Here is a 24,779-nt window from a genome sequence, read left to right as displayed (position 1 = left end):
TTATTGTAATTGAATTTATATCAAAAATTATAAAAATGAAATTGAATAAAAATGATTTGGAGGAACGTGACATGGAAGATAAATTAAAAGGATTATACGCCGCATTACTTGTACCTTTTGATGAACATGGACAAGTAAAAGAAGAGGGATTAAAGCAAATTGCTAAAAATGCGATTGAGACTGAAAAACTTGATGGTCTATATGTGAATGGTAGTTCTGGGGAGAACTTCCTAATTAGTAAAGAACAAAAGAAACAAATTTTTAGAGTAGTGAAAGAAACTGTTGGAGACGATGTGAACTTAATTGCGCAAATTGGATCATTAGATTTAAATGAAGCGATTGAACTTGGGAAATACGCAACAGAACTAGGTTATGATGCACTATCAGCAGTGACACCATTCTATTATCCATTCTCTTTTGAAGAAATTAAGCAATATTATTTCGACATTATCGAAGCAACACAAAACAATATGATTATTTATGCGATTCCTGACTTAACAGGTGTCAATATTAGCATCGAACAATTTGGCGAGTTATTTAATCATGAAAAAGTTGTAGGCGTGAAATACACTGCACCGAACTTCTTCTTATTAGAACGTATCCGTAAAGCATTTCCTAATAAACTCATATTATCTGGATTTGATGAGATGTTAGTGCAAGCGACAATATCAGGTGTCGATGGGGCAATTGGTTCAACATACAATGTGAATGGTCGCCGTGCACGACAAATATTTGATTTAGCACGAGAGGGCAAAATTGCTGAAGCATATCAAATACAACATGATACAAATGACATCATCGAAACGGTATTAAGTATGGGCATTTACCCAACATTAAAAGAAATATTAAAAACGCGTGGTATCGATGGCGGATTGCCTAAACGTCCATTCCGACCATTTGATGAAAGCCATAGAGACGCATTGGACTCATTAATTAAGAAATACGATTTATAAGCAAACTGAGAATATTTAACAACAGAATATGTAACACAAGGGGTGTTGATTATGCATCAAGTCGGTTTTGGGGCATGGAACTGGGTAGCTGTTATTGGTTATCTTGTCATTATGTTATTAATTGGAGCGTACTTTACTAAAAGGGCTGGTAAAGATACGGATAGTTTCTTCACGGCAAGTGGTCGTTTGCCTTCGTGGGCCATTGGGTTCTCGATTTATGCGACGACTTTAAGTGCCATTACCTTTATGTCTACACCAGAAAAGGCATTTTTAACAGATTGGGCATACATCGCTGGTAATATTGCGATTGTCGCAATTATTCCAATTTTAATCGCATTTTATGTACCATTCTTTAAAAAGTTACGCGTAACATCAGCGTACGAATATTTAGAAGCGCGTTTTGGACCAAGTATACGTGTCATCGGTTCATTATTATTTGTCATTTTCCATTTAGGACGCATAGCGATTGTTATTTATTTACCAACATTAGCGATCACAGCGGTATCAGATATGAATCCATTCATCGTAGCTAGTTTAGTGGGTATTTTATGTATTCTTTATACTTTCTTAGGCGGATTCGAAGGCGTTGTATGGAGCGATTTTATCCAGGGTGTTATTTTACTTGGTGGCGCATTAATGATAATTATCATCGGTGCTTTTGAAATCAAAGGTGGTTTCGGTACAATTGTCAGTGATGCAATTGCCAATAAGAAGATTATTAGTGTAGATAACTGGAAATTAAATAGTGCAGCGGCAGCGATTCCGATTATCTTTCTTGGAAATATCTTTAACAACTTGCACCAATATACTGCGAGTCAAGATGTTGTTCAACGTTATCAAGCATCTGACTCTATGGATGAAACGAAGAAATCGTTATGGACAAATGGTGTTTTAGCGTTAATCTCTGCACCTATTTTCTATGGAATGGGAACTATGATGTATTCTTTCTATCAACATGAACAGGTCTTGCCTAAAGGATTCAATACATCATCTATCGTGCCTTACTTCATTCTAACTGAAATGCCACCATTCGTGGGTGGATTACTGATTGCAGCTATATTTGCGGCTGCACAGTCGACGATTTCATCAAGCTTGAACTCTATCTCTGCTTGTATTTCTGAAGATATTAAACATCGTTTCTTTGGAAAAGGGGCAGATAAATCAGAAGTTAACTTTGCACGATTAGTCATTGTTGTGGCAGGCTTATTAAGCTATGGTATTTCAATTTACTTAATTGCTGCTGATTCAAACAATTTATGGGATTTATTCTTATTAATCACTGGATTATTTGGTGTACCACTAGCTGGTATCTTTGCAGTAGGTATCTTCACGAAACGTGCGAATACATTTGGTGTCTTAGTAGGATTAATTGCAGGTGTAATCATTGCATACCTACTAAATGGCGTGGGTGGAGGTAACTCACCATTCTACGTATCAATCATTTCATTCGTCGTTGCTTTCGTCTTCGGATATCTAGTAAGTCTTGTCGTACCATCTAAAAATGCAAAAGATATTACTGGACTAACAATATTTGATAAAGATAAACCATCAACATATATTTCTAAAGTAATAGAGAAAAAATAATATTTAGTATACGAGTTGGACATCATTGATTGTTCGACTCGTATTTTATATCTTTAACATTGTGCTAATATAGTAATGATTATAAAAAGATAGAGGTATTATCATGAAAATATTGAAAATTGCAGGTATGTTCTTATTAGCACTACTTATCATGGTCGTTACACAAGGCATTGCATCCATCTTTAGTGATTTAATTCCATTTCTAGGTATGGGCGCTATTTTACAAGGGATTTTATATATCATTTTTGCTTTTTTAGTCGTTCGATTATTCATTAAACGTGTATTAAAAGATCGCTTGAGCGCATATCGTATAACAACACCTAGGTTTAATAAACTCTATGTGATATTAGGCTTAAGCTTACCAATAGTAGTTTATGCCATTTATTTCATTTTTATTCCAGGCGATTTTACTGTGCACAACTTTGGTAATTTAAATGATATGTTGCATTCATTTTTCTGGGCTATCTTCGTAACAGCCATAGGTGGTGCAGTCGTTGAAGAAATGGTATGCAGAGGTTTGTTGATGGGATACATTGAGAAGAAGACGAACATTAATATTGCCATTATTTCCACGGCAATATTTTTTGGGGCAATCCATTTATTAAATGGTGGGCTAAATGTAAGTAGTTTCTTCTTATTATTAATTAGCGGTTCACTAGTAGGCATCATGTTCGGTTTGGCAACCTATAAATTCAATACTATTTGGGCAAGTATTACACTACATTTTTGTTGGAATTTATCCCAACTTTTACTTATCACTGAAAAGGAAAGTCAGTATAGTATTTGGCAATATGTCGTACATACGAACAACATAGCCATCACAGGCAATCAATTTGGCTATGAAGCATCCATTATATCTATCGCAGGATACATAGGCGTTATTCTTATTTTACTAACAATTAAGCGAAAGCAAGCATAATCAAAGGTCCAGACTTCCATAAGGAGTTTGGACCTTAGTTATTTATATTGAACGTTCATATTTTTTATTCAACTTCAAGAGCATACTAATTAGGATAGAAGCACACAGAATACTACTAAATAAAATTGGATAAAAAATATTAGAGATATTAAACAATACACCGGCAAGTAAATATCCAATTGGTGCAATACTCTGAACGATGCTAGTCATAAAACCGAAGTATCGACCTTTATACTTTTCTGGAATGACTTTTTGCAAATAAATCATAGCTGAAATATTCATGAATTGTATGCCTATCCCAGTCAAAAAGCGTGAAACACTATAAACAACGAGGATTATATTCGCATTAAAATGTAAGAAAAAAGGAATAGCTAGCATTCCCATACTTATACCAAGAATCATTGTTCCAATAATATTTCTATCGAATGTACTTTTCAATATTTTAATATACGGATAAATGATAGCCATAAAAAACATTGAAATAGTTGTAATAGCTTCTATTAATCCGAGTGATTTAGAGTTCATATGAAAGTATTGAACAAAACTAGTCGAAATACCAACATTACTAAAAGATAAAAAGAAGTTAGTGATAACACCAATACTCATTAAGACGATGAGATCATTATGTGGTTTGATAAATTTAAGAATACCTATATTAGTAGCTTTTGATTCATTAGTAATTACATTGTTATTTTCAGAAGGATTCACATGATTAAATTTAATAAATAAAAAGAGTAATAAAGATAAGCATTCTGTTATAAGCATGATGATTAAGAAATCAGATAAATGAATAAACGCATAAATCATTCCACCGAGAATAGGTGCTACAATGGATACCATTCTAATAATTGCTTCACGATTTGAAACAGCCTTCTCTAATTGAGTGTTGCCAACGATTTCAACTAGACCACTTGTAAATGTCAAACTAACAATAATGTCTGTTATAGTAAGGATAATAAGTAAAATAAAAATAGTAATAATGTTGTCTAATAATTGATTAAATATAATAAAAATTGGGATAATGACTAAATTTATGATTTGGCCGATAATGACAAGTTTCTTTTTAGAGTAATAATCAATTAATTTACCTATTAAAGGTGAACATAACACCTCGATGATCACTAAAGTAATTAGATAACTCGTAAAATAGAGTGGACTTTTATAGTCATATAGTAATTTAAATGATAAGGCAAAGATGAATAATTCACTTCCAATAATGCTAATTAAGGTAAACAATAACAGTAAATAGTAATTTCGCTTTATCGCAAGTCACCCCCACAATATAGTATCTTTATCATACCATTTATTAGAATTTTCAGAATAAAAATGTTATATCATTTAAGTTTTCAATTTTGTTTATTTATATAATTTTGTACGATATACTCTGACTATGAATATATTTAATACTGATAAATAGAAAAGGAGATTTGATATGAAAAAGTTTATATTATTCATTTCAACATTAGTATTAACCCTTTCATTAGTAGGATGTTCGTCATCGTCTGAAGAAAATGATTCTAAAGATACATCAAATGATAATAAGCAGTCACAAAATAGTTCTAAACATAATGATAAGATACCTAAACATATTTTTGATAAAACAACTAAAGGTCAGAAAATCTCTGAGAGTACGATAAAAAAAGATATTAAAACCTATTTAGATACTGATAGAAAATTAACAGATGCAAGAGAGCCTTATGAAGAAAAGTTAGAATCTGGTGAAAAGTTGTCTAAAAAGAAAGAGAAAAAATTTAATCATATTGTAGACTTACAAGAACAAAATTTAAAAAACTTTGCCAATTACATAAAAAATAATCAGATGCCTAACAAAGAATATGAACAATACACTAAAAAGATAAGTAATTATATGATAGCAACATATCAAACAAATCAACGTGCGTTAAATTTAGATGAAGATGCATCATTAAAAGATATTCTTGATGTCAATAAAGACAAGGCGATTGCGAATGGTCGAGAACAAGCTAAAATTGAGAAATTCTTGAAAGAGAAAAATATAAAGACCATTGCATTTGATAAATAAGAATAAGCAGGACTTCAACGGAATGAAGTCCTGCTTTTATAGTGTCAATAAGTGCTAAATTCTAAATTAAGAAATATTTAAGATAGAATTGCGACAATATTTGTTATGTTAGAACTAGTTTAAGAGTTCAATGTTTAACTAAAAAATACCATAAAGTAACTTACTAGAACCATGATGCCACTCACACCATTATGAATCATATGAACCATCATGCTGTCACGAACATTTTTACGACGATGGTAAGCAAGATAGAATATCATTCCCATCATGGTATACATTAGAATTGCTACCCAATTTGAAATACCATGCTGAGAAGCAAAGATAAGTGATGATAGGATGAACGGTAACCAGAATCGTGTACGTTTAAATAATGTTTCTTTAAAAATGCCACGATAAACAAGTTCTTCTAAATAAGGTGCTACAAATGTAATTGTCAGTACGAAGACAATTAGCGGGAAGACTTGGCCCAATTGATCAGGCGTTGGTTTGGCAGCGTTCATATCACCTAATAACATTTTGTCATTTTGTGTTTGCATTGAACCTGTCGCAAATAGCATTAAATATGACATACCAATAACGATTAATCTAAGAAGTACGGCCCAACCAACATTAACTGCAATATCCTTACCTGTAAATTTTTTAGGCTTTTCATAGGTATGACGTTTGTAATAGCCTCTAACTAGCCATATTACTACAGCAGCTAGTATGAAATAAATGATGGTCACTAATGTGCAAGTTAATGTATCCATATAAATAGAAAAACTATAGATAAACATACTACTCACAATAGGAATTTGAATTAGTAGCATCCAGCCAATGAAAATAAGGGCACGTACAAACTTATTACCATTTGGACGACGTTCTTCGGTATGTATGTGGTCTTTAGTTGAATTATCTTCGTTTGAAGAAGATGTAGTATTTGAAATTGTATCCATATTCTGATGATTCATCATAATAAACCCACCTTTGTCTAGAAATATAAAATCTTGAAAATGAATACCTCTATATGAATGTAACATATATTTGACATTTATTGTAGGTCACTTCATAAAAATGCGTTATCTTAACTAAAAATTAACATTTCGAATTATATGTTTAGGAGGCTAACTATGTCTAAAGATGAAATGTCACATGACCATATAACAGGAGATTTCCAAATTTCTCAAAAACCTTATTGGAAGTTGCTATTACAGTCTCTATTATTAATTTGTATTTTATTTGTTGCCGAATCAATGGTTATATTTTTAGTAGAGAAGCCAAAGTACTTTTGGATTGCTATTGTAGGGGTCATTATCGCATTTCTAATTTTAAAATTAAGTAAGTTGAAGCTATTTCAATTTAGTCGAATAACTAAAAAGCAATGGCTAATCATTATCATTGGATTCATTCTTGCCAATGGTGCAGATTATATTTATTTTGAATTCATGCCTACAACAGGGAATGAAAAGGAGTTAGAGGAAAGTTACCGCAATGTACCACTGTATTTACAACTCATTGCGATAGGTATTTTAGGTCCTATCTTAGAAGAAATTATATTTAGAGGATTGTTAATTAAAGGTATCTTTAGAGGTGCGCCTATAGTTGGTGGCATAGTATCTGTTATTTTATTCGCTGGCGCTCATGGCCCAAGCAACATAGGTGAATGGTTTATTTACGGCTTTTCAGGTTTCATTTTCGTTATTGCATATTTAACAACAAAACGGCTCGAAATACCTATCATCATACACATGCTTGGTAATATATTAGCTACATTTCAAAATTATTTTTGGTAGAAATACTTTAATTACATAGTATATACGCAATAAAAAGCAATGCCTAAGTTTTGATAGGCATTGTTTTTTAACTTAAATATGCTCAATTTTTAAATGTTTACCGGGAAGGCTGTCTAATAAATAAGGATCATGCGTAATAATAATAAGCTGTAACTTATCCATATTTCGTAACATTTGGAGTATGATTTCTTCATTTATCACATCAAGATTCGTTGTAGCCTCGTCTAGAATTAATACTTCAGGTTCAACTAATAATGCCTTCGCAATCCATAAACGTTGGAATTGTCCGCCACTTAAGGTGCTCACTTTTTTAGGTAACAAAGATTTGTCGAGTTTACATTGTTCTATGACGCTTAACATCTTATCATCATGTTGACTTTTAGGAATATTAAAGTGTTTTAAAGGTTGTTTTAAGATCCAAGAAACTGTTTTTTTAGGATCTAATGTATTGGCATTATATTGAGGCACGTATTGAATATGTTTCAGCCAATCTTGCTGTGACACATGTCCAAGCGTCATATCTTTATAACTTACCATACCTTCATAATTATCATCTAAACCTGCAATGATTTGTGCGAGCGTAGACTTACCACTTCCACTAGTACCACTAATGATTAAATTATCAGTATCTTTAAGTTCTAAATTAAAGTTTTTAAATATCTGCTTTTCAGAAAATGATTTATTTAAAGATTTAATCTGCAACATAACGGTATCTCCTATGCGCTAATTCAATTAATTGCTGTGAGTAAGCGTGCTCGGGACGCACTAAAATATCGTTTGCTTCGCCACTTTCAATCATTTGGCCATTACGCATCACACTAATATGTGTTGCGTAATCCATAGCTAAGCTTAGGTCATGCGTGATAAATAGTAATGACATATTATGTTCTTGAACAACATGATTTAATAATTTCATTAGTTGATTTCGATTGTCAAAATCAAGTGCACTTGTCGGTTCGTCCACGATCAATAATTTAGCTTCTCTAACAATTGACATTACTAAAGCAATTCGTTGAGCCATACCACCACTCAACTGAAAAGGGTAGTCATTAAATAAATCTTCAGGATTCTCTAATCCTAAATGTCTAAATTGACGTAGAACGAATTCGTGTTGCTGTTGTCGCGACAATTGCGTATTTAATGCATCAAACAGTGCATCAAAATGTTTTCGAATACGTACATTTTGGAAGAAATTACTATTAGTATCTTGGAACATGGCATCGGTATTATTTAAATCAATTGCAATTTGACCTTGATACTTTAGATGAGGATGACGCATATTCAAAACTGTACGTGCTAATAAAGATTTACCACTGCCACTCTCTCCAACTAAACAATGAAAGCTACCCTCTGTAACAGTTAAATCTACTTGATTCAACAATGCATGATTTCCGTCATAGACGGAGACATTCTTCAAATGTAGTAACGCATTTATTGAGTGAATCGACGATTGAGTATTTGACATATGAGCGCGAACCCTCCTAACAATATTCCTGGAAAGAAGAATAACCAAGGTGCTGAGTAAAAGTAGCTCTTACCGTCGTAGAGTATGGCACCTAATTCTGGCAATGGTGGTTTTACTCCTAATCCAATAAAAGCTAATCCTGAAATACTAAGCATTAATTTTCCAAAATCGGCAGTAATGAGTGCAGTCACGTTACACATAAGATGTGGAATAATATGATGTACTGTCGTTTGTGTCCTTGTTAAACCACTTAATGATGCAAATTTAACGAAAGGTTGCGTTTGTACATCACGAGCCAAATTTCTGAAATAACGTAAATAGCGTCCTAACCACCCAATCATCAAGGCCAAACATAAACCTACAATTGAGTTATTAATAAAGCCTAATACGACAAGTGCGATAATAATAGATGGTAAAGCAATTAACATATCAGCAAATGCCATCAATAGTGCATCTAACCAACGACCAATTAGTGCAGCTGCTAGCCCTAATATTAGTCCCAATATTACGGTCCCAACTATAATGAGCGTCGTTAAACCAAGTGTAACCATGCTACCAACAAATAGGCGAGTGAAGAAGTCACGTCCTAAATGGTCAGTGCCTAATAGATGATGAAGGCTTGGAGGTAAAAGTGCTTCCGATTGATGAATCATGTTTGCTTTGTCATAAAGCAGAAAAGCAAGTATAACGAATATGATTGCAATAATAGGGCATATCCAATGTTTAATCTTCATAAGCTATTCGGCCTCCTGACTTTTTTGACATTCTTAGACGTGGATCACTTTTCTCAAGTAAAACATCGCCGAAGAAATTGAGCACCATTATGAAGGTAATAATCATCATTAAAATGCCTAAAATAACAGGGTAGTCACGTAAATTAATACTATTGATTAATAACTTACCTAATCCAGAAATACTAAAAATAACTTCTAAAATAATCACTCGGCTAAATAAATGAATAAAATTATTAATGGTGATTGTCATGAGTGGTGCCAAAATTTCTTTTACTTGTACATAGATACGATCTTTTAATTTAAATTGTCGTAATTGAGCTAATTGGAAAGGTTGGCTTTGTAATGTACTTTCAAAAAGATGACTGCTTAACAACAACATATGACTTCCTTCTACAAGGACGAGTATGACAATCGGAAGAACAAAATATTGCCAACTATTACTTCCTACGAAAGGGAATAGATGCCATTTCACACCAAAGTAATAAATGAAAATAATCGCTAGCCAATATTCTGGTAATGATGTAACTACTTGGGCAATACGAGTTATTACGACTGACCACTTTTTTCGTGAATTATTGCCACATAAGTAACCAATTACGTAACTTATAGGAAACAGTATGATAGCTGAACCGAATATTAATTTAATGGTTGGGACAATTGCCTGGGAAATACGTTCAGTTACGGGTTCACCATTACTAAAACTCGTACCAAGGTCACCTGTAAAGACATTGCCTAACCATTGGACATATCGAACTGGCATTGCCTGACTTAAACCAAGTTTATCTTGAGCCATTTTAATACGTTCAGGCGTGATTTGTGCAACACCATGTTCTTGTAAGTATTGAACGGCAGGGTTACCGGTTGTATTCTCTAAGAGAAGAAATAATTCAAAGGAAATGATGATTAAATAGATGAGTAGTCTGATGAAATGATTTACAATGTTAGTCATTATTAGACACCTTCAACTTATCGTAATTTATTGGTGCATCTGTTTGTCCTGAGAACTCGAATTGTCTGATTTTAGGACTTGTCACAAAGGTCTCATTAGGATATGAAATAGGAACTATGAGATATTGCTGATCAATATAAGACGATAGTTTATTAAATGCGCGTTGTCGGTCATGCATGTTGATAATCGTCGGAAATTGCTTAAGCATAGATGTTAAGGTTGTATCGTTTGCGAATACACCAGGGCGTGAGCCATCTTGTTTAAAACGTGCATTCAAGAAATTGTATGGCATTAGCGCATTTGTATATGTACGATAATAAATGAGATCAAAATCTTTACGCACCGTTAAAGTTTCATAGTAAGTTTGTGAATCTAAAATATTAATATCGAGTTTAATTCCTACTTTTTTAAGGTCTTGCTGCATGATTTCAGCTTTCGTCTTCCATTCTGGAAATTCATCCGTTTGGAGTGCGAGTTTAAGTGAAAGTATGTGACCATCCTTTTCGAAATAACCATCATTATTCATCTTATAACCTAAAGAGCGGATTAACGATTTAGAAGTCGAAGGCGAATAAACATGGTCAGGTTGATTGTGAGCATTAACGTATTGAACATTCTGTTGAAATAGACCCTTCAGTTTCTTATTTGACGATAGGTCATCTGTGTTTATGGCTTTACTAATCGCCTCACGCATTGTCTTGTCTTGTAAGATTTTATGCTGGGGATTAAATCCCATAAATTGTGTTTCTGTACTTGGCGACGTATGTACAGAAAGTGCGTTATTTCTATGAGATTCTTTCACTTGTTGTGGTGTCATCTGACCTAATGAACCACCTGTAATATCAATAGAGTGACTCTCGATCGCTAAGTGTCTTGAATCACTATCTTCTATAGATTGGAAAGTTAGATTGTAATTAAGTGGATGGCCATTGCGATAATATATATTAGGTTTAAAACTCACAGTTTCATTTGTTGAATCTGCTACTTTGAATGGACCTGTGCCAATTGCTTTTTCAAATTTACCAGTTGTATTGCCACCTTTAACAGCGTGTGGACTCATAATGCGAAGCGGTCTAACTTGAGACAATTCATTTAATACTTGGTTTGACGGTGATTTTAACTCAATCTCAACAGTGTGTTTATCTTTTATTGTTATTGATTTTAATTTATCTAACGTTTCCATAGGGTCAGTTGTATCCGTTGCCTTCGCACGTTCAATTGAGAATTTAACAGCCGATGCATCAAAATCAGACCCATCATTGAATTTTACATTCTTCTTTAAATGAAATAGGTAGTGTTTACCGTCTTCTGAAGCTTCCCAAGATGTAGCAAGACCTGGTTCAATCTTGCCATTTTTACCATAAGTTACAAGCGGTTGATAGATAGCATTGTACACAGGCATAGGCGCATCAAAGCCTTGTGCATCTAGTTGATTTGTATTAAATTCACGAGGTAGTGAGACTTTAACCTCTTTGTTGTCATTATGATGCTGAGCACAACCACTTAACATAAGCATCGCGCACATAGAAAGTGAATAGAATATGCGCTTTTTCAATGTTTTACCTTCTTTCCATTGTATTCATCATTATTTTTTATAATAGAGTTTAGTTATTGGAAAATATTTTTCCATCAATAGACATTATTATATGATACACCCTATACAAATTCTTTGAAATGATAAATTTGTGAATAGATATGTAGAGGTTTTCCAATTTTGAAAATAAAAAAAGAGGGTGGGAACCCTCTTTTTAATGTGTTTCTCCTAGTGCAACTTTGGCGTCGTCTTCTTTAGAAATGGTTTTAATAGCGGCTGTTAAACCTTTCGCAATTGTTTCAATAGACATCGACGGTTTCTCAGGCTTATCTGTCACTTGTTCAGGGATAAAAGGTACATGAATAAAACCGAATAATAACCCTGGATAAGACTTGTCAGCGAGATAACCTAATTGGTATAAGACATGGTTACAAACAAATGTGCCCGCTGTATTCGATAAGCTTGCAGGGACGCCTGCTGCTTTAATCGCTTCAGTCATCGTTTTAACAGGTAAGTTTGAGAAGTAAGCAGGTGCGCCATCTTCTTGAATAGCCACATCAATAGGCTGATTACCTTTGTTATCAGGTATACGCGCATCGTCGATATTGATGCCTACACGCTCAGGAGTAAGGTCATAACGACCTCCAGCTTGACCAATAGACAAGACCACATCGTAATCGCCTTTAGACAGTTCTTTATCAATGACGTCTTTAGATTCATGAAAGACGGTTGGAATTTCTAACTTTGAAATGATATGTTCGCCAATCGTATTCTCCAATTGCTTTACTGCCTCTAATGCAGGATTAATCTTTTCACCGCCAAATGGATCAAACGCTGTAACTAAAATTTTCATTATTCATTTCCTCCTTAGAATTTTTTAAAATGCCCAGAAATACATTAGAGCAATGTGAATTACTATAAGTGCTAATGCTATAGGTGCTTGTGCTTTAATAACGCCAAATTCTTGTTTCATCTCAAGTAGTGCAACTGGTAATGTGTTGAAATTTGCTGCCATAGGTGTAAGTAATGTACCACAGAAACCACCAGTCATGGCAAGCGCACCTGCAACGATTGGATCGCCACCTTGTGCAATAACGAATGGAATACCGATACTTGCTGTTATAACAGTAAATGCTGCGAAAGCATTTCCCATAAGCATTGTAAAAAGAACCATCCCTAATATATAAGCAATTGCGCCTATTAAATGGTTGCCTTCAGGTAAAAATGAAGAGATACCTTTTGAAATGACTTGACCCACACCACTTGCAGTAAAGAGTACGCCAAGTGCAGCTAAGAATTGTGGTAAAATACCTGTCGTTCCAACTTGTTGTGTTAATCGGTCACTGTCATACAATGTGTAAGATAATTTTGGTTTAATAATGAGTAGTGCTGCGATTAATCCCACAATTGATGAAATACCTAAACCGATGGCACCGCCAAGTGGAGTCCAGTTTGAAACAACTACTGCTACCACAGCTAAGACAATTGCAGGAATGAAAAGTTTATTTCCATATTTAGCAGAACCTTTTTCAACTTCTTTATCATTAACATCGATAATATTTTTGATTTTCACTTGTCTGAAAAGTGTTAACGCACCCATTGCTAAAACTAGAAGACCATTAATTGCATCTGGTATGTAAGGACCACCTATAAATAAAATAGCTAAAATGGTCCAAAATGCTGCTGTACCTAAACTTTTAGATTTATCTTGTGAACGTAAAGCGCGATAAGCTGTATATAAAAATTGAAGTCCAATCAGTATGTAAAATATTTCTAAAATATGGTTTAAAGTTGCTTCACTCATGATTTTTCACCTCATTATTTCCATATTTTTTATTGAAGTAACGATCGAGTAAAATATTTTTAATCCAAACTAAAATAAGTGTGATGATAGCAACAGGAATTGAAGCGAGCACTAAACTCATTGCATTCACTTTGATGTCTAAAGATTGGAAAGTCCCAACCATCAATAACACACCAGCAGCACCAACAAATAAGTTTTGTCCAAAGAAATTACCATAATTTTCCATGGCAGATGCTTCGGCTTTTAGTTTTTCAATATCTTTCTCATCGATGTCTTTATCAGTAAGATTGTAACGTGTTCGAAGTGCACCTTGAACCATAGGGTTAATTAAAGGTCGAACAAATTGAGGATGACCACCGATACGTATTGATGCTACGCCAGCGATTTCACGAATAATTAAATATAAAGTAAGAAGGCGACCGGTTGTTATTTTCTTAACGTTACTAATTAGTTTAGAAGCTTGTTGCTTCAAACCAAAACGTTCAATTAAACCGACCATAGGAAGTGTAAGCATAAATAAAGTTACAAGACGTTGATCTACAAAGGCTTTTCCAAGTGTTGAAAGTACTTCAACGATATCCATACCGGCAACTAAACCAGTGACTACTGCTGCAATTAAAATAATTGCGATAGTGTCAAACTTAAGAATGAAGCCGATGATTATGATTAAAATACCAATCAATTTAATCCATTCCATAAAAACACTCCTTTGATGTATTAACTATATTAAAAAATAAAAAGTTATAATTTTCTTAATATTAGCACAACTATTTTCTATATAGAAGAGGATATAAAAAAAAAGAATAATATTTTAACATGTGCTCATATTAATGAAAAATTGTATAAAATCATGAAATATTTTATGAAAATTTTATGAATATAAGTATTTATTAATGTATTATTATACTTATATGATAAAATTTACTTATAAATTAAAGGAGGAATGTATTATGGCAAAAACAGCAGTTATTACAGGGTCAGCCGCGGGATTAGGTAAAGGAATTGCAGAACGTTTAGCAAATGATGGGTTTAATATTGTGCTTCAAGATATTAACCAAGATACATTATTAAAAACTGAAGAAGAATTTAAAGACAAAGGTTTTAATGTTGTAGATTTCCATAGTGACGTTTCTAAAAAGAAAGAACAAGAGGAATTAGTTCAATTTGCAGTTGCAGAATTTGGTCAAATTGATGTCTTTGTAAACAATGCTGGCGTAGATGCTGTATCTTCAATTTTAGAAATTACTGAAGACGAATTAGATAAATTATTCCATATTAACGTTTATGGAACGCTTTTCGGCATTCAAGCAGCAGCGAAACAATTTATTAAGCAAAATAGTAAAGGTAAAATTATTAACGCATGTAGTATCGCCGGACACGAATCTTATGAAGTGTTAGGTACATATTGTGCTACAAAATATTCAGTACGTTCATTCACACAAACAGCAGCTAAAGAATTAGCTGAAAAAGGTATTACAGTGAATGCATACTGTCCGGGCGTAGCTAAAACTGAAATGTGGGATCGTATCGATGCAGCCATGGTTGAATTAGATGACAATTTGAAACCAGGCGATGCATTTGAGCAATTCTCATCAGCAATCAAATTAGGACGCTACCAAGAACCAAAAGATGTAGCTGCTTTAGTAGCATTCTTAGCATCGCCGGATTCTGACTATATCACAGGACAAGCTATCCTAACAGACGGTGGATTAGTGTATAGATAAATCGAGTATTGATATTGGAGAGTATAATATAAAGTACAAGCGTGGCTTTTTAATCAGTCACGCTTGTTTGTTTATATATAATTAATTTACTTTATCGGTAGACAATCCTTGCGGAATCGGATCAAATATAACTAAATCGTCGCTATTTAATAACTCCTCAGTTAATTGTAATTCAGCAATACGATTAGAATTATAGTATTTCACATACAATGTACGCGATGTTAAGTTGAATACAGTTTGGTACAGCGTATAGTGGAATTCATCTTCAGAAGGGCGAACTGCACCTTTAGGAATGCTTACACTATCAAGAATTCTAAACGCATCTAATACTGCATTATCACCATTGTCAGGCAACAAATTACTTACAAGATAAGCTGCTCTTACATAACGTTCTGCTGACGTATAACCACCTGGTAGTCCAGAGGTACCACTTTCATTGCCGATATATAAATTTTTATAGCGTTTATATTGTGGTTTGTAAGGTGTCACATTCGCATAATTCTTCAAGTTCTCGTAATGCCAATTTAAATCAGGGCTATTTGTTAGTACACCGACTGGATTATCATGAACGACAATGCGACCTTCTACAAACGTAATCTCTGCAGTTCGGCCTGTCGCGTCCGATACATGATAATGTAATGGCGGCGCTTCATTAATATCATTCAATGTATGTGCAACGACATTAACTTGGTCTGCTTGTTCAATAAGTTCCTCAATCGTTTTGTTGTAACCAAGTACCCATGTTAATACTTCAGTTTGTGAAATATTGATGTATCCATCGTGTATTTTATTAGCGTATGAGGCATAACCACGGTCATATTGATTAGATATTGCGAGGCCATGCTCATTTACACCGTCTCCGAAAATAAAGCCTTCCATATCAGAACCGGCACCAGTAAAACCATACGTCGTTGTACCTTTATAATCTACACGAGATTCCCAATAGTAGTGACGTGGTTGCACAGCAGGATGTCCAGTTAATGGATAGTCATAGTCCATCGTACGTCCTAAAATAACGTCACCGTTTTTAGCTTGAAACGTAAAACCTGTACACATATGTAGAAACCTCCAGTATTTAAATTGAGAATTATTATCAATTATAAGATTTCTAATTATGCATTTCAATTTTTAAAGTTTTTCGGAAAAAGAACCCTAAAATAAAAGTTGCTATATACATACTAAAACAAATAATATAGGCCCAAATTATACCGTAATAGTCAACTATAATAGAAATAATAAAAGTGCCAATAGCGAAGAAAATGCTGTTAAATAAATTGTTTAATATGTATGTAGAAGTTAGAATTTCTTTTGGTGTGTTGCGCTGAATCATTGAATTTAGTGAAATATAACGCATGTCTTCGAAAATGCCCATAAATAATGAAAATAACAATGCGATCATTATTGAATGGTGAAGAATAAAACTTAAATTAATAAATGCTAAAAGCAAAGGAACGTAAATAATTATTGGATAGTTTATTTGTGTGAAGAAACGATCCTTATGGTTTATCCATAGTCCTGCAATAATTGTGCCACTAAAGAAAAGGGCATTGATTAGTCCAAACCAATAATCAGGGACATGTAAATAGGTTCTTGTATAAGTAAGAATGATAGCTGCTATCCATATGGTCGTTGCGAAAGATTCAAAAATAATAGAAATGTTTAAATACAAACTCAATTTATCACGATAATTATCACGAATAACAGCTTTAAAACTACTAAAAATATTTGCCTTCTCATTTTTGTAAATTTGACGTTCTGAAAGGCGTAAAATAAAAAAATAACTTATCATTTCAAGTACTAGCGCAAATAAGAATAAGTATTTCGCACCTATAAGACTCATTAAAATGCCGCCTAATGCCCACGTAGAAAGTTGAACAACACTACTCATCATATTCATTAAAGCGTTAGCAGATGTAATCGCATCTTTATTCTCAATAAAAGGAATCATTGAGTTCTTAATTGGGTTTGTAAAACCATCAAAAATAGCATTAAGAAAAAGTAAAACAAAAATAAAAATGGGAGATATGCCAAATATTAATAAACCAGCGATACTTGCTAAACTTACTAATTTAAGACCTTGAAATATAGATAAGACTTGCTTTTGCGTAAAATATTGATAAATATAATTGGAAATAAAACTACTCACAAAAATGCCAGATGTAAAGATAATGGGAATCATCGAGGCAGCGGTCGTTTTAGATGTGATATTAAAAACAATAGCAATAAGGCCAACAATTGTTAAAATATCACCAGTGTTAGCAAACAATTGACTATAAAACAGATGAAAGTAGTCTTTACTATGTTTTCTCATATTGCCAAACCTCAATAACACTTGTGATTTTACACTATTATAGCATTAGGTAGTCATAAAAAATATCCCTTATGAGCTAATTAAATCTCATAAGGGATAGGATTCATATATTAAGCATGTGCATGTTCTAGAACGTCTTTGAAGTTTTCTAAACGACGATTCCATTCTTCATCGCTAATGTTGTTTTTAGCTACATAACGGTTACGTTCATGTTTGGCACAGTCATATGAACAAGCACCGAGATATTTATCTTCATTTTCTTCTGAAACAAGAATTTGCTTGTTACATTCAGGATTTGAACAGTTAATATAACGTTCGCAAGGTGTACCGTCAAAGTGTTCTTTACCGATAACTGTTTTCTCAACTTGGTTAACGTCAACGCTAATACGTTCATCGAAGACGTACATTTTACCGTCCCAATATTGACCTTTAGTTTCAGGGTCTTTACCGTAAGTTGCGATACCACCGTGTAGTTGTCCTACATTTTCGAAGCCTTCTTTAACTAACCAACCAGAGAATTTTTCGCAACGAATACCACCTGTACAATAAGTTACGATGTTTTTACCATCTAATTGATCTTTGTTCTCACGAATCCAGTCTGGTAAGTCTCTGAAACGTGTGATATCAGGGCGAATGGCACCGCGGAAGTGACCTAAATCAAATTCATAGTCATTACGAGCATCTAAGATGACAGTATCTTCATCTTCAAGTGCTTCTTTAAATTCACTAGGTGAATAATATTTACCAGTTGTAACACGTGGATCAACATCGTCTTCTAAACCTAAAGCAACGATTTCATTTCTTGGACGTACGTGCATTTTTTTGAAGGCATGGCCTTCAGCTTCATCAATTTTGAACGTCATATCTGCGAAACGTTCATCTGCATGCATATATTCGATATATTTATCAGTATCTTCTTTCGTACCTGATAATGTACCATTGATACCTTCTGTAGAAACTAAAATTCTACCTTTTAAATTGTTTGATTTGCAGAATTCTAAGTGCTCAGCTGCAAATGTTTCAGGGTCATCAATTGTTGTGTATTTGTAATATAATAACACTCTATAATCCATTTTCTAATTCTCCTCTAAAAATTTATTTATCGTAAAGGCAAGCCGTATCATTTAGTTATTCATTAATTTATCTTTTTATAAAAATCAACATTATATTATTTTACCAAATTTACAATAACTTTCAATATTTCGGTTTTGAAAATAGGGCAACAGACCTATGTTAGAAGTACAATTACTTTTTGAAAACGATTACATGTAGTACGATAAGTAGAAAGTGAAGTAAAGGATTATAATGAATTAAGATTATACTTTTCGAAAAGGGAGGAATTGTTAATTATGACAAATCAATCTTTACCAAAATTAACATATACTGGGGCATCAAAAAGTGCAGTACCTATTATTTCTGAAAGCGAATTACAAACGGTAACGGCAGAACCTTGGTTAAAAATTTCAGATGAAGGACTTCAACTTGAAGGTCTTATCTTTGATAGAGATCATAATTTATTTTTATGTGAAGTGTTTGGCGGTAAAATCTTTAAAGTCGACATAGACACAAAAGAGGTTTCAACAGCGTTTCAATCAACAAAACAAAATCCAGCTGCAGTCAAAATACATAAAGATGGACGTTTATTCACTTGTTATTTAGGCGATTTCGAGTCAACAGGTGGTATCTTCGCCACAAATGAACATGGTGAACAATTTGAAGAAATTATTTCGGAACTTAACACGGAATATTGTATCGATGACATGGTCTTTGATAGTAAAGGTGGTTTCTATTTCACTGATTTCAGAGGGTATTCTACAAATCCTAAAGGTGGCGTCTACTACGTTTCGCCTGACTTCAAGACAGTGACCCCAGTTATTCAGAATATTTCAGTAGCGAATGGTGTAGCTTTAAGTACGGATGAAAAAGTACTATGGGTTACGGAAACGACGACAAACCGACTTCATCGTATTCAATTAGAGGACGATGGCGTGACAATTGCACCGTTTGGCGCAACGATTCCATATTACTTTACTGGCCATGAAGGACCAGACTCAGTATGTATTGATAGCGATGATAATTTATACGTAGCAATGTATGGACAAGGACGTGTTCTAGTCTTCAACAAACGTGGCTATCCTATTGGTCAAATCTTAATGCCAGGGCGTGATGAAGGTAAAATGTTACGTTCAACACATCCACAATTTATTCCTGGAACAAACCAATTGCTCATTTGTACCAATGACATTGAGAACGGCTCAGAAGGTGGTTCTATGATTTATACCGTTGAAGCCTTTGCGAAAGGTCATGAAAGCTATCAATTTCAGTAAGTAATAAAGAAATAAGCGACATCGTCTAACACACCATAAAACCCCTCACTATCGACCTAGTGAGGGGTTTGGTGTTGCCAATGGAATTAATTTATGAATGTATTATATCACTATGAGTAACTTATTGCAAGTTTAATTCGTCTAGCATAAATGATTACTAAGTAATGCTTATTTTCTAATCCAATGAAACTTTTTTGAATATCCAGTATACTGTAATAGAATAATAAGACATCCGCATAAGTATGAAAGGAGTATATAATGAAAGACAATTGGATGAAATATAAAGATGACAGTCTTGTAGCATCATTCTATGATAGCCAGACCACGACGTTTCAAGAACAAGGATTTGAAACTGAATTAGCATTTGGTACTGCAGGTATTCGTGGCCAGTTTGGACTTGGTCCAGGTCGTTTAAATCGCTATACCATACAACGTCTGGCATTAGGAATTGCTAATTACTTAAAAGATAAAGAAGATAATCCTTCAATTGTCATTCACTATGATATTCGTCATTTATCTTCAGAATTCGCGTATATTATTACGCAAATTTTGACTTCGAATGGCATCAAAGTTTATCTGGCAGATGGGTATAAAACAACGCCACAACTATCTTTTGCTGTCCGATACTTGCAAACATCTGCCGGTATCATGATTACAGCAAGTCATAACCCTAAAGATTATAACGGCATCAAAGTTTATGGTGTAGATGGTGCGCAATTAGATGAGGATACTTCATTAGAAGTTGCTCAATATATCAATAACTTAGGTAATCCACTTGAGTTGAATATTGACTTAAATCAAGAACTTATTGAGAAGAACACCTTTGATTTACCAGAAGCGGTTTATGATAGTTACATAAATGAACTTACAAATCTTATAGGTGATATTCCACAATCTGATTTGAAGGTCGTATATACAAGTTTGCATGGTACTGGTGTGCCGATTATTCCTGACGTTTTAAAGCATCTTAATTTTCAGAATGTAAGTTTAGTCAAATCGCAATGTGAGCTAGATCCAAATTTCAGTTCCGTTAAAAGTGCGAACCCCGAAGAGCGAGAAGCCTTTGATTTAGCAATTCAACAAGCTCACGATATCGACGCCAATTTAATTATTGCGACAGATCCGGATGTCGATCGCATGGGCTTTGTTGAACGAGATACAAATGGTCGTACATATTACTTTGGTGGCAGTGAGATTGGCGCATTATTAATTAAATATCTGCTCGAACATTCGAATGTCCCAAATAATCCAATTGTTATTCAATCTATTGTAAGTGGCGAGTTAGGTAAACGTCTTGCTCAACAACATGGGGTGACTGTGAAGGAAGTCTTAATCGGCTTTAAACATATTGCTAAAGCCATTCGTGAGTTAGATGATACAGAATCATTTTTATTTGCCTATGAAGAAAGCTATGGCTATTTAGCCGATGATTTCGTGCGAGACAAAGACGCCATTCAAATTGTTCCATTAATTATTAAGTATGCTTCTATTTTGAAAAATGAAGGCAAAACACTGTACGACGCATTAAAAGAAATCCATAAAGAAGTAGGCCAGTATCGTGATAAACCGATGTCTAAAGTCTTTGAAGGTAAAGAAGGTCAACAACAAATTAACGCTTTAATGGATAAATTAAGACGTAATATTCCTGATGTCATTGCAGGATTAAAAGTCATTGCAGTAGAAGATTATGAGACATTGAAACGCATTTATAAAGAAGACAACACGGAAGAAGCAATATCATTACCACAAGCAAATGTGATCCGAATTATCTTTAAAGAAGGATTTATTGCTTTGAGACCATCAGGTACAGAACCTAAACTCAAATTCTATCTGTCACTCAACGTCGATAACTTCGAACAAGTCTCACAAGACATATATAATTACATATTTGGCGATACCGAATAGCATGATAAAAACTATTTATATGCAAGTAAGCAGTATTAAATATCATTCCACCTCAATCGTTCATTTTCAAAATTAAAGAATAATATAAAACAGCTTATGGTACATATCACAAAGTGCACCATAAGCTGTTTTCTTAATTAATATTTTCTTAAAAAGTCTATTTGCCGATCATATAACTTATTCGCAATATAAGATTGAACTGTATTTAGAATCTCCTCAATTTCCTGGGTCATATTAGATAACACTCTTACAGTAAAACCATGTGTTGGCAATTGCGTGATACCAAGGCGACAATTATATTTCAGCGTATAATCTTTAATTTCCTCATACACTTCATCGATTAACTTCTGCGTCACTTCCGGATGAATAAAGTAAGCTGAACCTAAATGCGTATAATGCTCCATATAACCAAGTGAACTAATTTCTGTTTCACCCGGATGCATACGCAAATTATCATATACGACAAGCTCATCATCTACATAAATTTCATTAAGTAAATGCATATAGTCATAAGTGAAATACGCTTCACTCGAAGAATAACCAGGTGTAAGAATATCCGTATAGAACATTGATGCGGTCGCATCCAATTTAAATACATTATGTTGGAAGAACTTCGCATGTTCGTAAGCAATAATCGGATCACCAACATATTCCATATAACCATCTTTCGCTATATGAAATGTTTGATATTGTTCAACACGGTCATTCAATGTCTTATATATCTTTGTAGCACCTTGCGATGTTAATGTCACTGACGCATTTTCATCCACATTAATATTCATTCGGTAACGATCGCCATCAAGGTAGCCACCACCAACATTCACAATATAGAAGGTTGGAATTGTTGAATCATTTAAATAGACTGGGCGAATCACTTTTAAAGCTTTTTCAAAAAAGATATCTCGTGCAACAGAACGTTTACCATTATTGAACACAGTTAGGTCTAACTGTCCAGTCCAAGATTGTTCAGTATCTGGTTTCATATCTTCAGCCATTAAGCTAACCCTTTAAGTAATACATCTCGTTCAATCCACTCAATAACGTTGTCTAAACCATCATCTGTCTTAAGGTTAGTGAATGTGAATGGGCGATTTCCTCTAAATGTTTTCGTATCTTCGGCCATTTGGTCTAATGATGCTCCAACAAATTCTGCTAAATCTGTTTTATTAATAACGAAGTAGTCAGATTTAATCATACCTTGACCACCTTTACGAGGAATCTTCTCACCTTGGGCAACGTCAATAATGTATATTGAGAAATCTACTAATTCTGGACTAAATGTCGCTGCTAAGTTATCGCCACCAGATTCAATAAATATTAACTCAATGTCGTCATTACGTTCCAACAATTCATCAATAGCAGCGAAGTTCATTGAAGCATCTTCACGGATAGCTGTATGAGGACAACCGCCTGTTTCGACACCTATAATTCTATCTTCAGGTAACACACCTGTATCTACTAAGATTTTTTGGTCTTCTTTTGTATAAATATCGTTTGTGATAACACCGATACTTAATTCTTTAGACAGACGGCGCACTAATTTTTCTACTAATTGTGTTTTACCTGCACCAACAGGACCGCCAATACCAATTTTAATTGGATTTGCCATAACTCTTACCTCCTATGAAATAAAGATTCTCACATTAACGTTCTCATGTTCCATTTGATTAAGTTCTAATCCGGGTGCTGTTACACCGAAATCTGCTTTGCTTAATGTAAATATGTGTTGTCGTGTACGTTCGATTTGTGGAATCATTTCCGTCACAACTTGTTGACCTGTTGTTTGGCCTAGTGGAATTGCACGTACTGCATTTTGAGTTAAACTTGAAACATTTTGATACAAGTAGTAGTCAATAATCGTCTCGATATCAACGCCTAAATAATGACCTAACATTGCAAAGCAAATTGCTGGATGCAACTTTGCACGTTTCTCAGTCATTTGTGTGTGGTACCAATTGATCCATTGACTATCGTAGAATTCCATCGCAAGTTTAGCCATACGTGTTCCCATTTGTTTTGTACCTACACGTGTTTCACGCGGTAAACTTTGAACATAGATTAATTGGTCTAATCTTAATATTTCCTCTGTGTCTTCATTTTCTAACGCTTGGTACACAAGACGCATAGCTAAACCATCTGAATAGGTTAATTGTTCATTTAAAAATAATTGTAACCATGCTTTAAATGTTTCAGCATCTTTAACTACATCGCGTTGAATGTATGTTTCTAAACCAAACGAATGACTAAATGCACCTGTAGGTAATTGCGAATCACAGAACTGAAATAATCTTAAGTGTGAATGATCAATCATGTGAATGACCTATGTGTCTAAACGCTTTATTCACTTTACGATCTTCATGACTATAAGGTATGCCTAACGTTTTAAGTAGGTCTTCTACTAAATAGTCATATTGGACTAACATTTCAGTTTCTGTAAATTGTGCAGGTAAATGACGATTGCCAAGTTGATGTGCGATATCGCCCATTTCTTGTAACGTACGTGGTTTGATAACGAGTAGATCTTCAGAATTCACATCAACAACAATCATATTTGTGTCATCTTGGTATAAAATATCACCATATTGTAAATCGATAGGTTGATTTAAACGGATACCAATCTCTGTGCCATGATCAGTTGTAACACGTTGAATACGTTTTACTAAATCTGAATTCTCTAAATAGACTTTTTCAACATGTTTCTTTTTATCTTCATCTGATAAATTAGCAATGTTGCCTTGAATCTCTTCTATAATCATT

General features: G+C 33.9%; 25 protein-coding genes. 8 read left to right on the top strand and 17 right to left on the bottom strand.

The annotated features are described in order from the left end of the window. Positions 1 to 71 precede the first annotated feature (71 nt). The 3 genes from F1592_RS06370 (at position 72) to F1592_RS06360 (ending at position 3,456) form a co-directional block, all read left to right on the top strand. A complete protein-coding gene (locus F1592_RS06370; RefSeq protein ID WP_053016216.1) occupies positions 72 to 953 on the top strand; it encodes an N-acetylneuraminate lyase in 882 nt (293 codons plus the stop codon). A 51-nt stretch (positions 954 to 1,004) separates the two neighbouring features. After that, positions 1,005 to 2,537: a sodium:solute symporter family protein gene (locus tag F1592_RS06365; RefSeq protein WP_037550751.1), complete on the top strand. Its 1,533-nt coding sequence runs from the start codon at positions 1,005 to 1,007 to the stop codon at positions 2,535 to 2,537. A 103-nt stretch (positions 2,538 to 2,640) separates the two neighbouring features. Continuing rightward, a complete protein-coding gene (locus tag F1592_RS06360) occupies positions 2,641 to 3,456 on the top strand; it encodes a CPBP family intramembrane glutamic endopeptidase (protein ID WP_053016217.1) in 816 nt (271 codons plus the stop codon). 42 nt (positions 3,457 to 3,498) lie between these two features. Here the strand turns inward: F1592_RS06360 and F1592_RS06355 are convergent, their stop codons facing one another. Next, the gene (locus tag F1592_RS06355) at positions 3,499 to 4,692 is read right to left on the bottom strand and encodes an MFS transporter (protein ID WP_053016218.1); all 1,194 of its coding nucleotides are present in this window, start codon (positions 4,690 to 4,692) and stop codon (positions 3,499 to 3,501) included. Positions 4,693 to 4,888: 196 nt separating this feature from the next. Here F1592_RS06355 and F1592_RS06350 point away from each other — a divergent pair, with 196 nt between their 5' ends. Further along, complete coding sequence (locus F1592_RS06350) at positions 4,889 to 5,497, top strand: NDxxF motif lipoprotein (protein WP_107609848.1); 609 nt, start codon at positions 4,889 to 4,891, stop codon at positions 5,495 to 5,497. Between the two features lie 134 nt (positions 5,498 to 5,631). On the opposite strand, the gene F1592_RS06345 is transcribed toward F1592_RS06350, so the two are convergent. Continuing rightward, a complete protein-coding gene (locus tag F1592_RS06345; protein WP_053016220.1) occupies positions 5,632 to 6,450 on the bottom strand; it encodes a CPBP family intramembrane glutamic endopeptidase in 819 nt (272 codons plus the stop codon). 156 nt (positions 6,451 to 6,606) lie between these two features. Between F1592_RS06345 and F1592_RS06340 the strand changes: the two genes are divergently transcribed. Next, complete coding sequence (locus F1592_RS06340; protein ID WP_053016221.1) at positions 6,607 to 7,269, top strand: CPBP family intramembrane glutamic endopeptidase; 663 nt, start codon at positions 6,607 to 6,609, stop codon at positions 7,267 to 7,269. Positions 7,270 to 7,341: 72 nt separating this feature from the next. Here the strand turns inward: F1592_RS06340 and F1592_RS06335 are convergent, their stop codons facing one another. From F1592_RS06335 to F1592_RS06300, 8 genes are all read right to left on the bottom strand, one after another. Further along, entirely contained in the window at positions 7,342 to 7,974 is a 633-nt protein-coding gene (locus F1592_RS06335; RefSeq protein WP_053016222.1) for an ATP-binding cassette domain-containing protein, read from the bottom strand. After that, entirely contained in the window at positions 7,961 to 8,734 is a 774-nt protein-coding gene (locus F1592_RS06330) for an ATP-binding cassette domain-containing protein (protein WP_053016223.1), read from the bottom strand. The genes F1592_RS06335 and F1592_RS06330 overlap by 14 nt, the downstream gene beginning before the upstream one ends. After that, complete coding sequence (locus F1592_RS06325; RefSeq protein ID WP_053016224.1) at positions 8,701 to 9,468, bottom strand: ABC transporter permease; 768 nt, start codon at positions 9,466 to 9,468, stop codon at positions 8,701 to 8,703. Before F1592_RS06325 ends, F1592_RS06330 begins: the two co-directional genes overlap by 34 nt. Next, on the bottom strand, positions 9,458 to 10,417 hold the full coding sequence (locus tag F1592_RS06320; protein ID WP_149809383.1) for an ABC transporter permease: 960 nt from the start codon (positions 10,415 to 10,417) through the stop codon (positions 9,458 to 9,460). The genes F1592_RS06325 and F1592_RS06320 overlap by 11 nt, the downstream gene beginning before the upstream one ends. Next, positions 10,410 to 11,972 carry an ABC transporter substrate-binding protein gene (locus F1592_RS06315; protein ID WP_149809384.1) on the bottom strand — a complete coding sequence of 521 codons (1,563 nt, stop codon included), beginning with the start codon at positions 11,970 to 11,972 and terminating at the stop codon, positions 10,410 to 10,412. Before F1592_RS06315 ends, F1592_RS06320 begins: the two co-directional genes overlap by 8 nt. 193 nt (positions 11,973 to 12,165) lie before the next feature. Next, the gene (pcp, locus tag F1592_RS06310) at positions 12,166 to 12,804 is read right to left on the bottom strand and encodes a pyroglutamyl-peptidase I (RefSeq protein ID WP_107609846.1); all 639 of its coding nucleotides are present in this window, start codon (positions 12,802 to 12,804) and stop codon (positions 12,166 to 12,168) included. A gap of 24 nt (positions 12,805 to 12,828) precedes the next feature. Next, positions 12,829 to 13,755, bottom strand: a complete 927-nt coding sequence (locus F1592_RS06305) for a DUF979 domain-containing protein (protein WP_011274623.1) — start codon at positions 13,753 to 13,755, stop codon at positions 12,829 to 12,831. After that, positions 13,748 to 14,452: a DUF969 domain-containing protein gene (locus F1592_RS06300; protein WP_011274624.1), complete on the bottom strand. Its 705-nt coding sequence runs from the start codon at positions 14,450 to 14,452 to the stop codon at positions 13,748 to 13,750. Before F1592_RS06300 ends, F1592_RS06305 begins: the two co-directional genes overlap by 8 nt. A gap of 253 nt (positions 14,453 to 14,705) precedes the next feature. On the opposite strand from F1592_RS06300, the gene F1592_RS06295 reads away from it, so the two are divergent. Beyond that, positions 14,706 to 15,479, top strand: a complete 774-nt coding sequence (locus F1592_RS06295) for an acetoin reductase (RefSeq protein ID WP_149809385.1) — start codon at positions 14,706 to 14,708, stop codon at positions 15,477 to 15,479. Positions 15,480 to 15,560: 81 nt separating this feature from the next. Here F1592_RS06295 and F1592_RS06290 read toward each other — a convergent pair whose 3' ends face one another. From F1592_RS06290 to trhO, 3 genes are all read right to left on the bottom strand, one after another. Then, positions 15,561 to 16,535: a choloylglycine hydrolase family protein gene (locus F1592_RS06290; protein WP_053016229.1), complete on the bottom strand. Its 975-nt coding sequence runs from the start codon at positions 16,533 to 16,535 to the stop codon at positions 15,561 to 15,563. 52 nt (positions 16,536 to 16,587) lie between these two features. Beyond that, positions 16,588 to 17,790, bottom strand: coding sequence for an MFS transporter (locus tag F1592_RS06285; RefSeq protein ID WP_053016230.1), 1,203 nt, complete (start codon positions 17,788 to 17,790; stop codon positions 16,588 to 16,590). A gap of 110 nt (positions 17,791 to 17,900) precedes the next feature. Next, positions 17,901 to 18,863 carry an oxygen-dependent tRNA uridine(34) hydroxylase TrhO gene (gene trhO, locus F1592_RS06280; protein ID WP_053016231.1) on the bottom strand — a complete coding sequence of 321 codons (963 nt, stop codon included), beginning with the start codon at positions 18,861 to 18,863 and terminating at the stop codon, positions 17,901 to 17,903. Between the two features lie 276 nt (positions 18,864 to 19,139). Between trhO and F1592_RS06275 the strand changes: the two genes are divergently transcribed. Together F1592_RS06275 and F1592_RS06270 are read left to right on the top strand one after the other, a co-directional pair. Then, positions 19,140 to 20,117, top strand: a complete 978-nt coding sequence (locus tag F1592_RS06275) for an SMP-30/gluconolactonase/LRE family protein (RefSeq protein WP_033079784.1) — start codon at positions 19,140 to 19,142, stop codon at positions 20,115 to 20,117. Between the two features lie 258 nt (positions 20,118 to 20,375). Next, positions 20,376 to 22,022: a phospho-sugar mutase gene (locus F1592_RS06270; RefSeq protein ID WP_107609994.1), complete on the top strand. Its 1,647-nt coding sequence runs from the start codon at positions 20,376 to 20,378 to the stop codon at positions 22,020 to 22,022. 137 nt (positions 22,023 to 22,159) lie between these two features. Here F1592_RS06270 and F1592_RS06265 read toward each other — a convergent pair whose 3' ends face one another. From F1592_RS06265 to ureE, 4 genes are read right to left on the bottom strand one after another with little or no spacing between them, the layout of a single operon-like run. Next, complete coding sequence (locus tag F1592_RS06265) at positions 22,160 to 23,017, bottom strand: urease accessory protein UreD (protein WP_053041639.1); 858 nt, start codon at positions 23,015 to 23,017, stop codon at positions 22,160 to 22,162. Further along, positions 23,017 to 23,631, bottom strand: a complete 615-nt coding sequence (gene ureG / locus F1592_RS06260) for an urease accessory protein UreG (protein ID WP_053016234.1) — start codon at positions 23,629 to 23,631, stop codon at positions 23,017 to 23,019. The genes F1592_RS06265 and ureG overlap by 1 nt, the downstream gene beginning before the upstream one ends. 12 nt (positions 23,632 to 23,643) lie before the next feature. Continuing rightward, complete coding sequence (locus tag F1592_RS06255) at positions 23,644 to 24,333, bottom strand: urease accessory protein UreF (protein WP_149809386.1); 690 nt, start codon at positions 24,331 to 24,333, stop codon at positions 23,644 to 23,646. Then, positions 24,326 to 24,778 carry an urease accessory protein UreE gene (gene ureE / locus F1592_RS06250; protein WP_053016236.1) on the bottom strand — a complete coding sequence of 151 codons (453 nt, stop codon included), beginning with the start codon at positions 24,776 to 24,778 and terminating at the stop codon, positions 24,326 to 24,328. The genes F1592_RS06255 and ureE overlap by 8 nt, the downstream gene beginning before the upstream one ends. Position 24,779 lies beyond the last annotated feature (1 nt).

Source organism: Staphylococcus sp. GDX7P312P (genome assembly GCF_008385775.1).
GTDB lineage: Bacteria > Bacillota > Bacilli > Staphylococcales > Staphylococcaceae > Staphylococcus > Staphylococcus haemolyticus.
Note: the sequence above shows the minus strand (reverse complement) of the source record. Positions and strands in the feature narration are given on the sequence as shown.

Coding starts and splice junctions, on each gene's coding strand:
- F1592_RS06265 (WP_053041639.1), bottom strand. CDS start 23,017: ATGGCTGAAGATATGAAACCAGATACTGAACAATCTTGGACTGGACAG.
- F1592_RS06335 (WP_053016222.1), bottom strand. CDS start 7,974: ATGTTGCAGATTAAATCTTTAAATAAATCATTTTCTGAAAAGCAGATA.
- pcp (WP_107609846.1), bottom strand. CDS start 12,804: ATGAAAATTTTAGTTACAGCGTTTGATCCATTTGGCGGTGAAAAGATT.
- F1592_RS06350 (WP_107609848.1), top strand. CDS start 4,889: ATGAAAAAGTTTATATTATTCATTTCAACATTAGTATTAACCCTTTCA.
- F1592_RS06270 (WP_107609994.1), top strand. CDS start 20,376: ATGAAAGACAATTGGATGAAATATAAAGATGACAGTCTTGTAGCATCA.
- F1592_RS06325 (WP_053016224.1), bottom strand. CDS start 9,468: ATGAAGATTAAACATTGGATATGCCCTATTATTGCAATCATATTCGTT.
- F1592_RS06275 (WP_033079784.1), top strand. CDS start 19,140: ATGACAAATCAATCTTTACCAAAATTAACATATACTGGGGCATCAAAA.
- F1592_RS06345 (WP_053016220.1), bottom strand. CDS start 6,450: ATGATGAATCATCAGAATATGGATACAATTTCAAATACTACATCTTCT.
- F1592_RS06365 (WP_037550751.1), top strand. CDS start 1,005: ATGCATCAAGTCGGTTTTGGGGCATGGAACTGGGTAGCTGTTATTGGT.
- F1592_RS06360 (WP_053016217.1), top strand. CDS start 2,641: ATGAAAATATTGAAAATTGCAGGTATGTTCTTATTAGCACTACTTATC.
- F1592_RS06320 (WP_149809383.1), bottom strand. CDS start 10,417: ATGACTAACATTGTAAATCATTTCATCAGACTACTCATCTATTTAATC.
- F1592_RS06370 (WP_053016216.1), top strand. CDS start 72: ATGGAAGATAAATTAAAAGGATTATACGCCGCATTACTTGTACCTTTT.
- F1592_RS06255 (WP_149809386.1), bottom strand. CDS start 24,333: ATGATTGATCATTCACACTTAAGATTATTTCAGTTCTGTGATTCGCAA.
- F1592_RS06295 (WP_149809385.1), top strand. CDS start 14,706: ATGGCAAAAACAGCAGTTATTACAGGGTCAGCCGCGGGATTAGGTAAA.
- F1592_RS06300 (WP_011274624.1), bottom strand. CDS start 14,452: ATGGAATGGATTAAATTGATTGGTATTTTAATCATAATCATCGGCTTC.
- ureG (WP_053016234.1), bottom strand. CDS start 23,631: ATGGCAAATCCAATTAAAATTGGTATTGGCGGTCCTGTTGGTGCAGGT.
- trhO (WP_053016231.1), bottom strand. CDS start 18,863: ATGGATTATAGAGTGTTATTATATTACAAATACACAACAATTGATGAC.
- F1592_RS06330 (WP_053016223.1), bottom strand. CDS start 8,734: ATGTCAAATACTCAATCGTCGATTCACTCAATAAATGCGTTACTACAT.
- ureE (WP_053016236.1), bottom strand. CDS start 24,778: ATGATTATAGAAGAGATTCAAGGCAACATTGCTAATTTATCAGATGAA.
- F1592_RS06305 (WP_011274623.1), bottom strand. CDS start 13,755: ATGAGTGAAGCAACTTTAAACCATATTTTAGAAATATTTTACATACTG.
- F1592_RS06340 (WP_053016221.1), top strand. CDS start 6,607: ATGTCTAAAGATGAAATGTCACATGACCATATAACAGGAGATTTCCAA.
- F1592_RS06290 (WP_053016229.1), bottom strand. CDS start 16,535: ATGTGTACAGGTTTTACGTTTCAAGCTAAAAACGGTGACGTTATTTTA.
- F1592_RS06285 (WP_053016230.1), bottom strand. CDS start 17,790: ATGAGAAAACATAGTAAAGACTACTTTCATCTGTTTTATAGTCAATTG.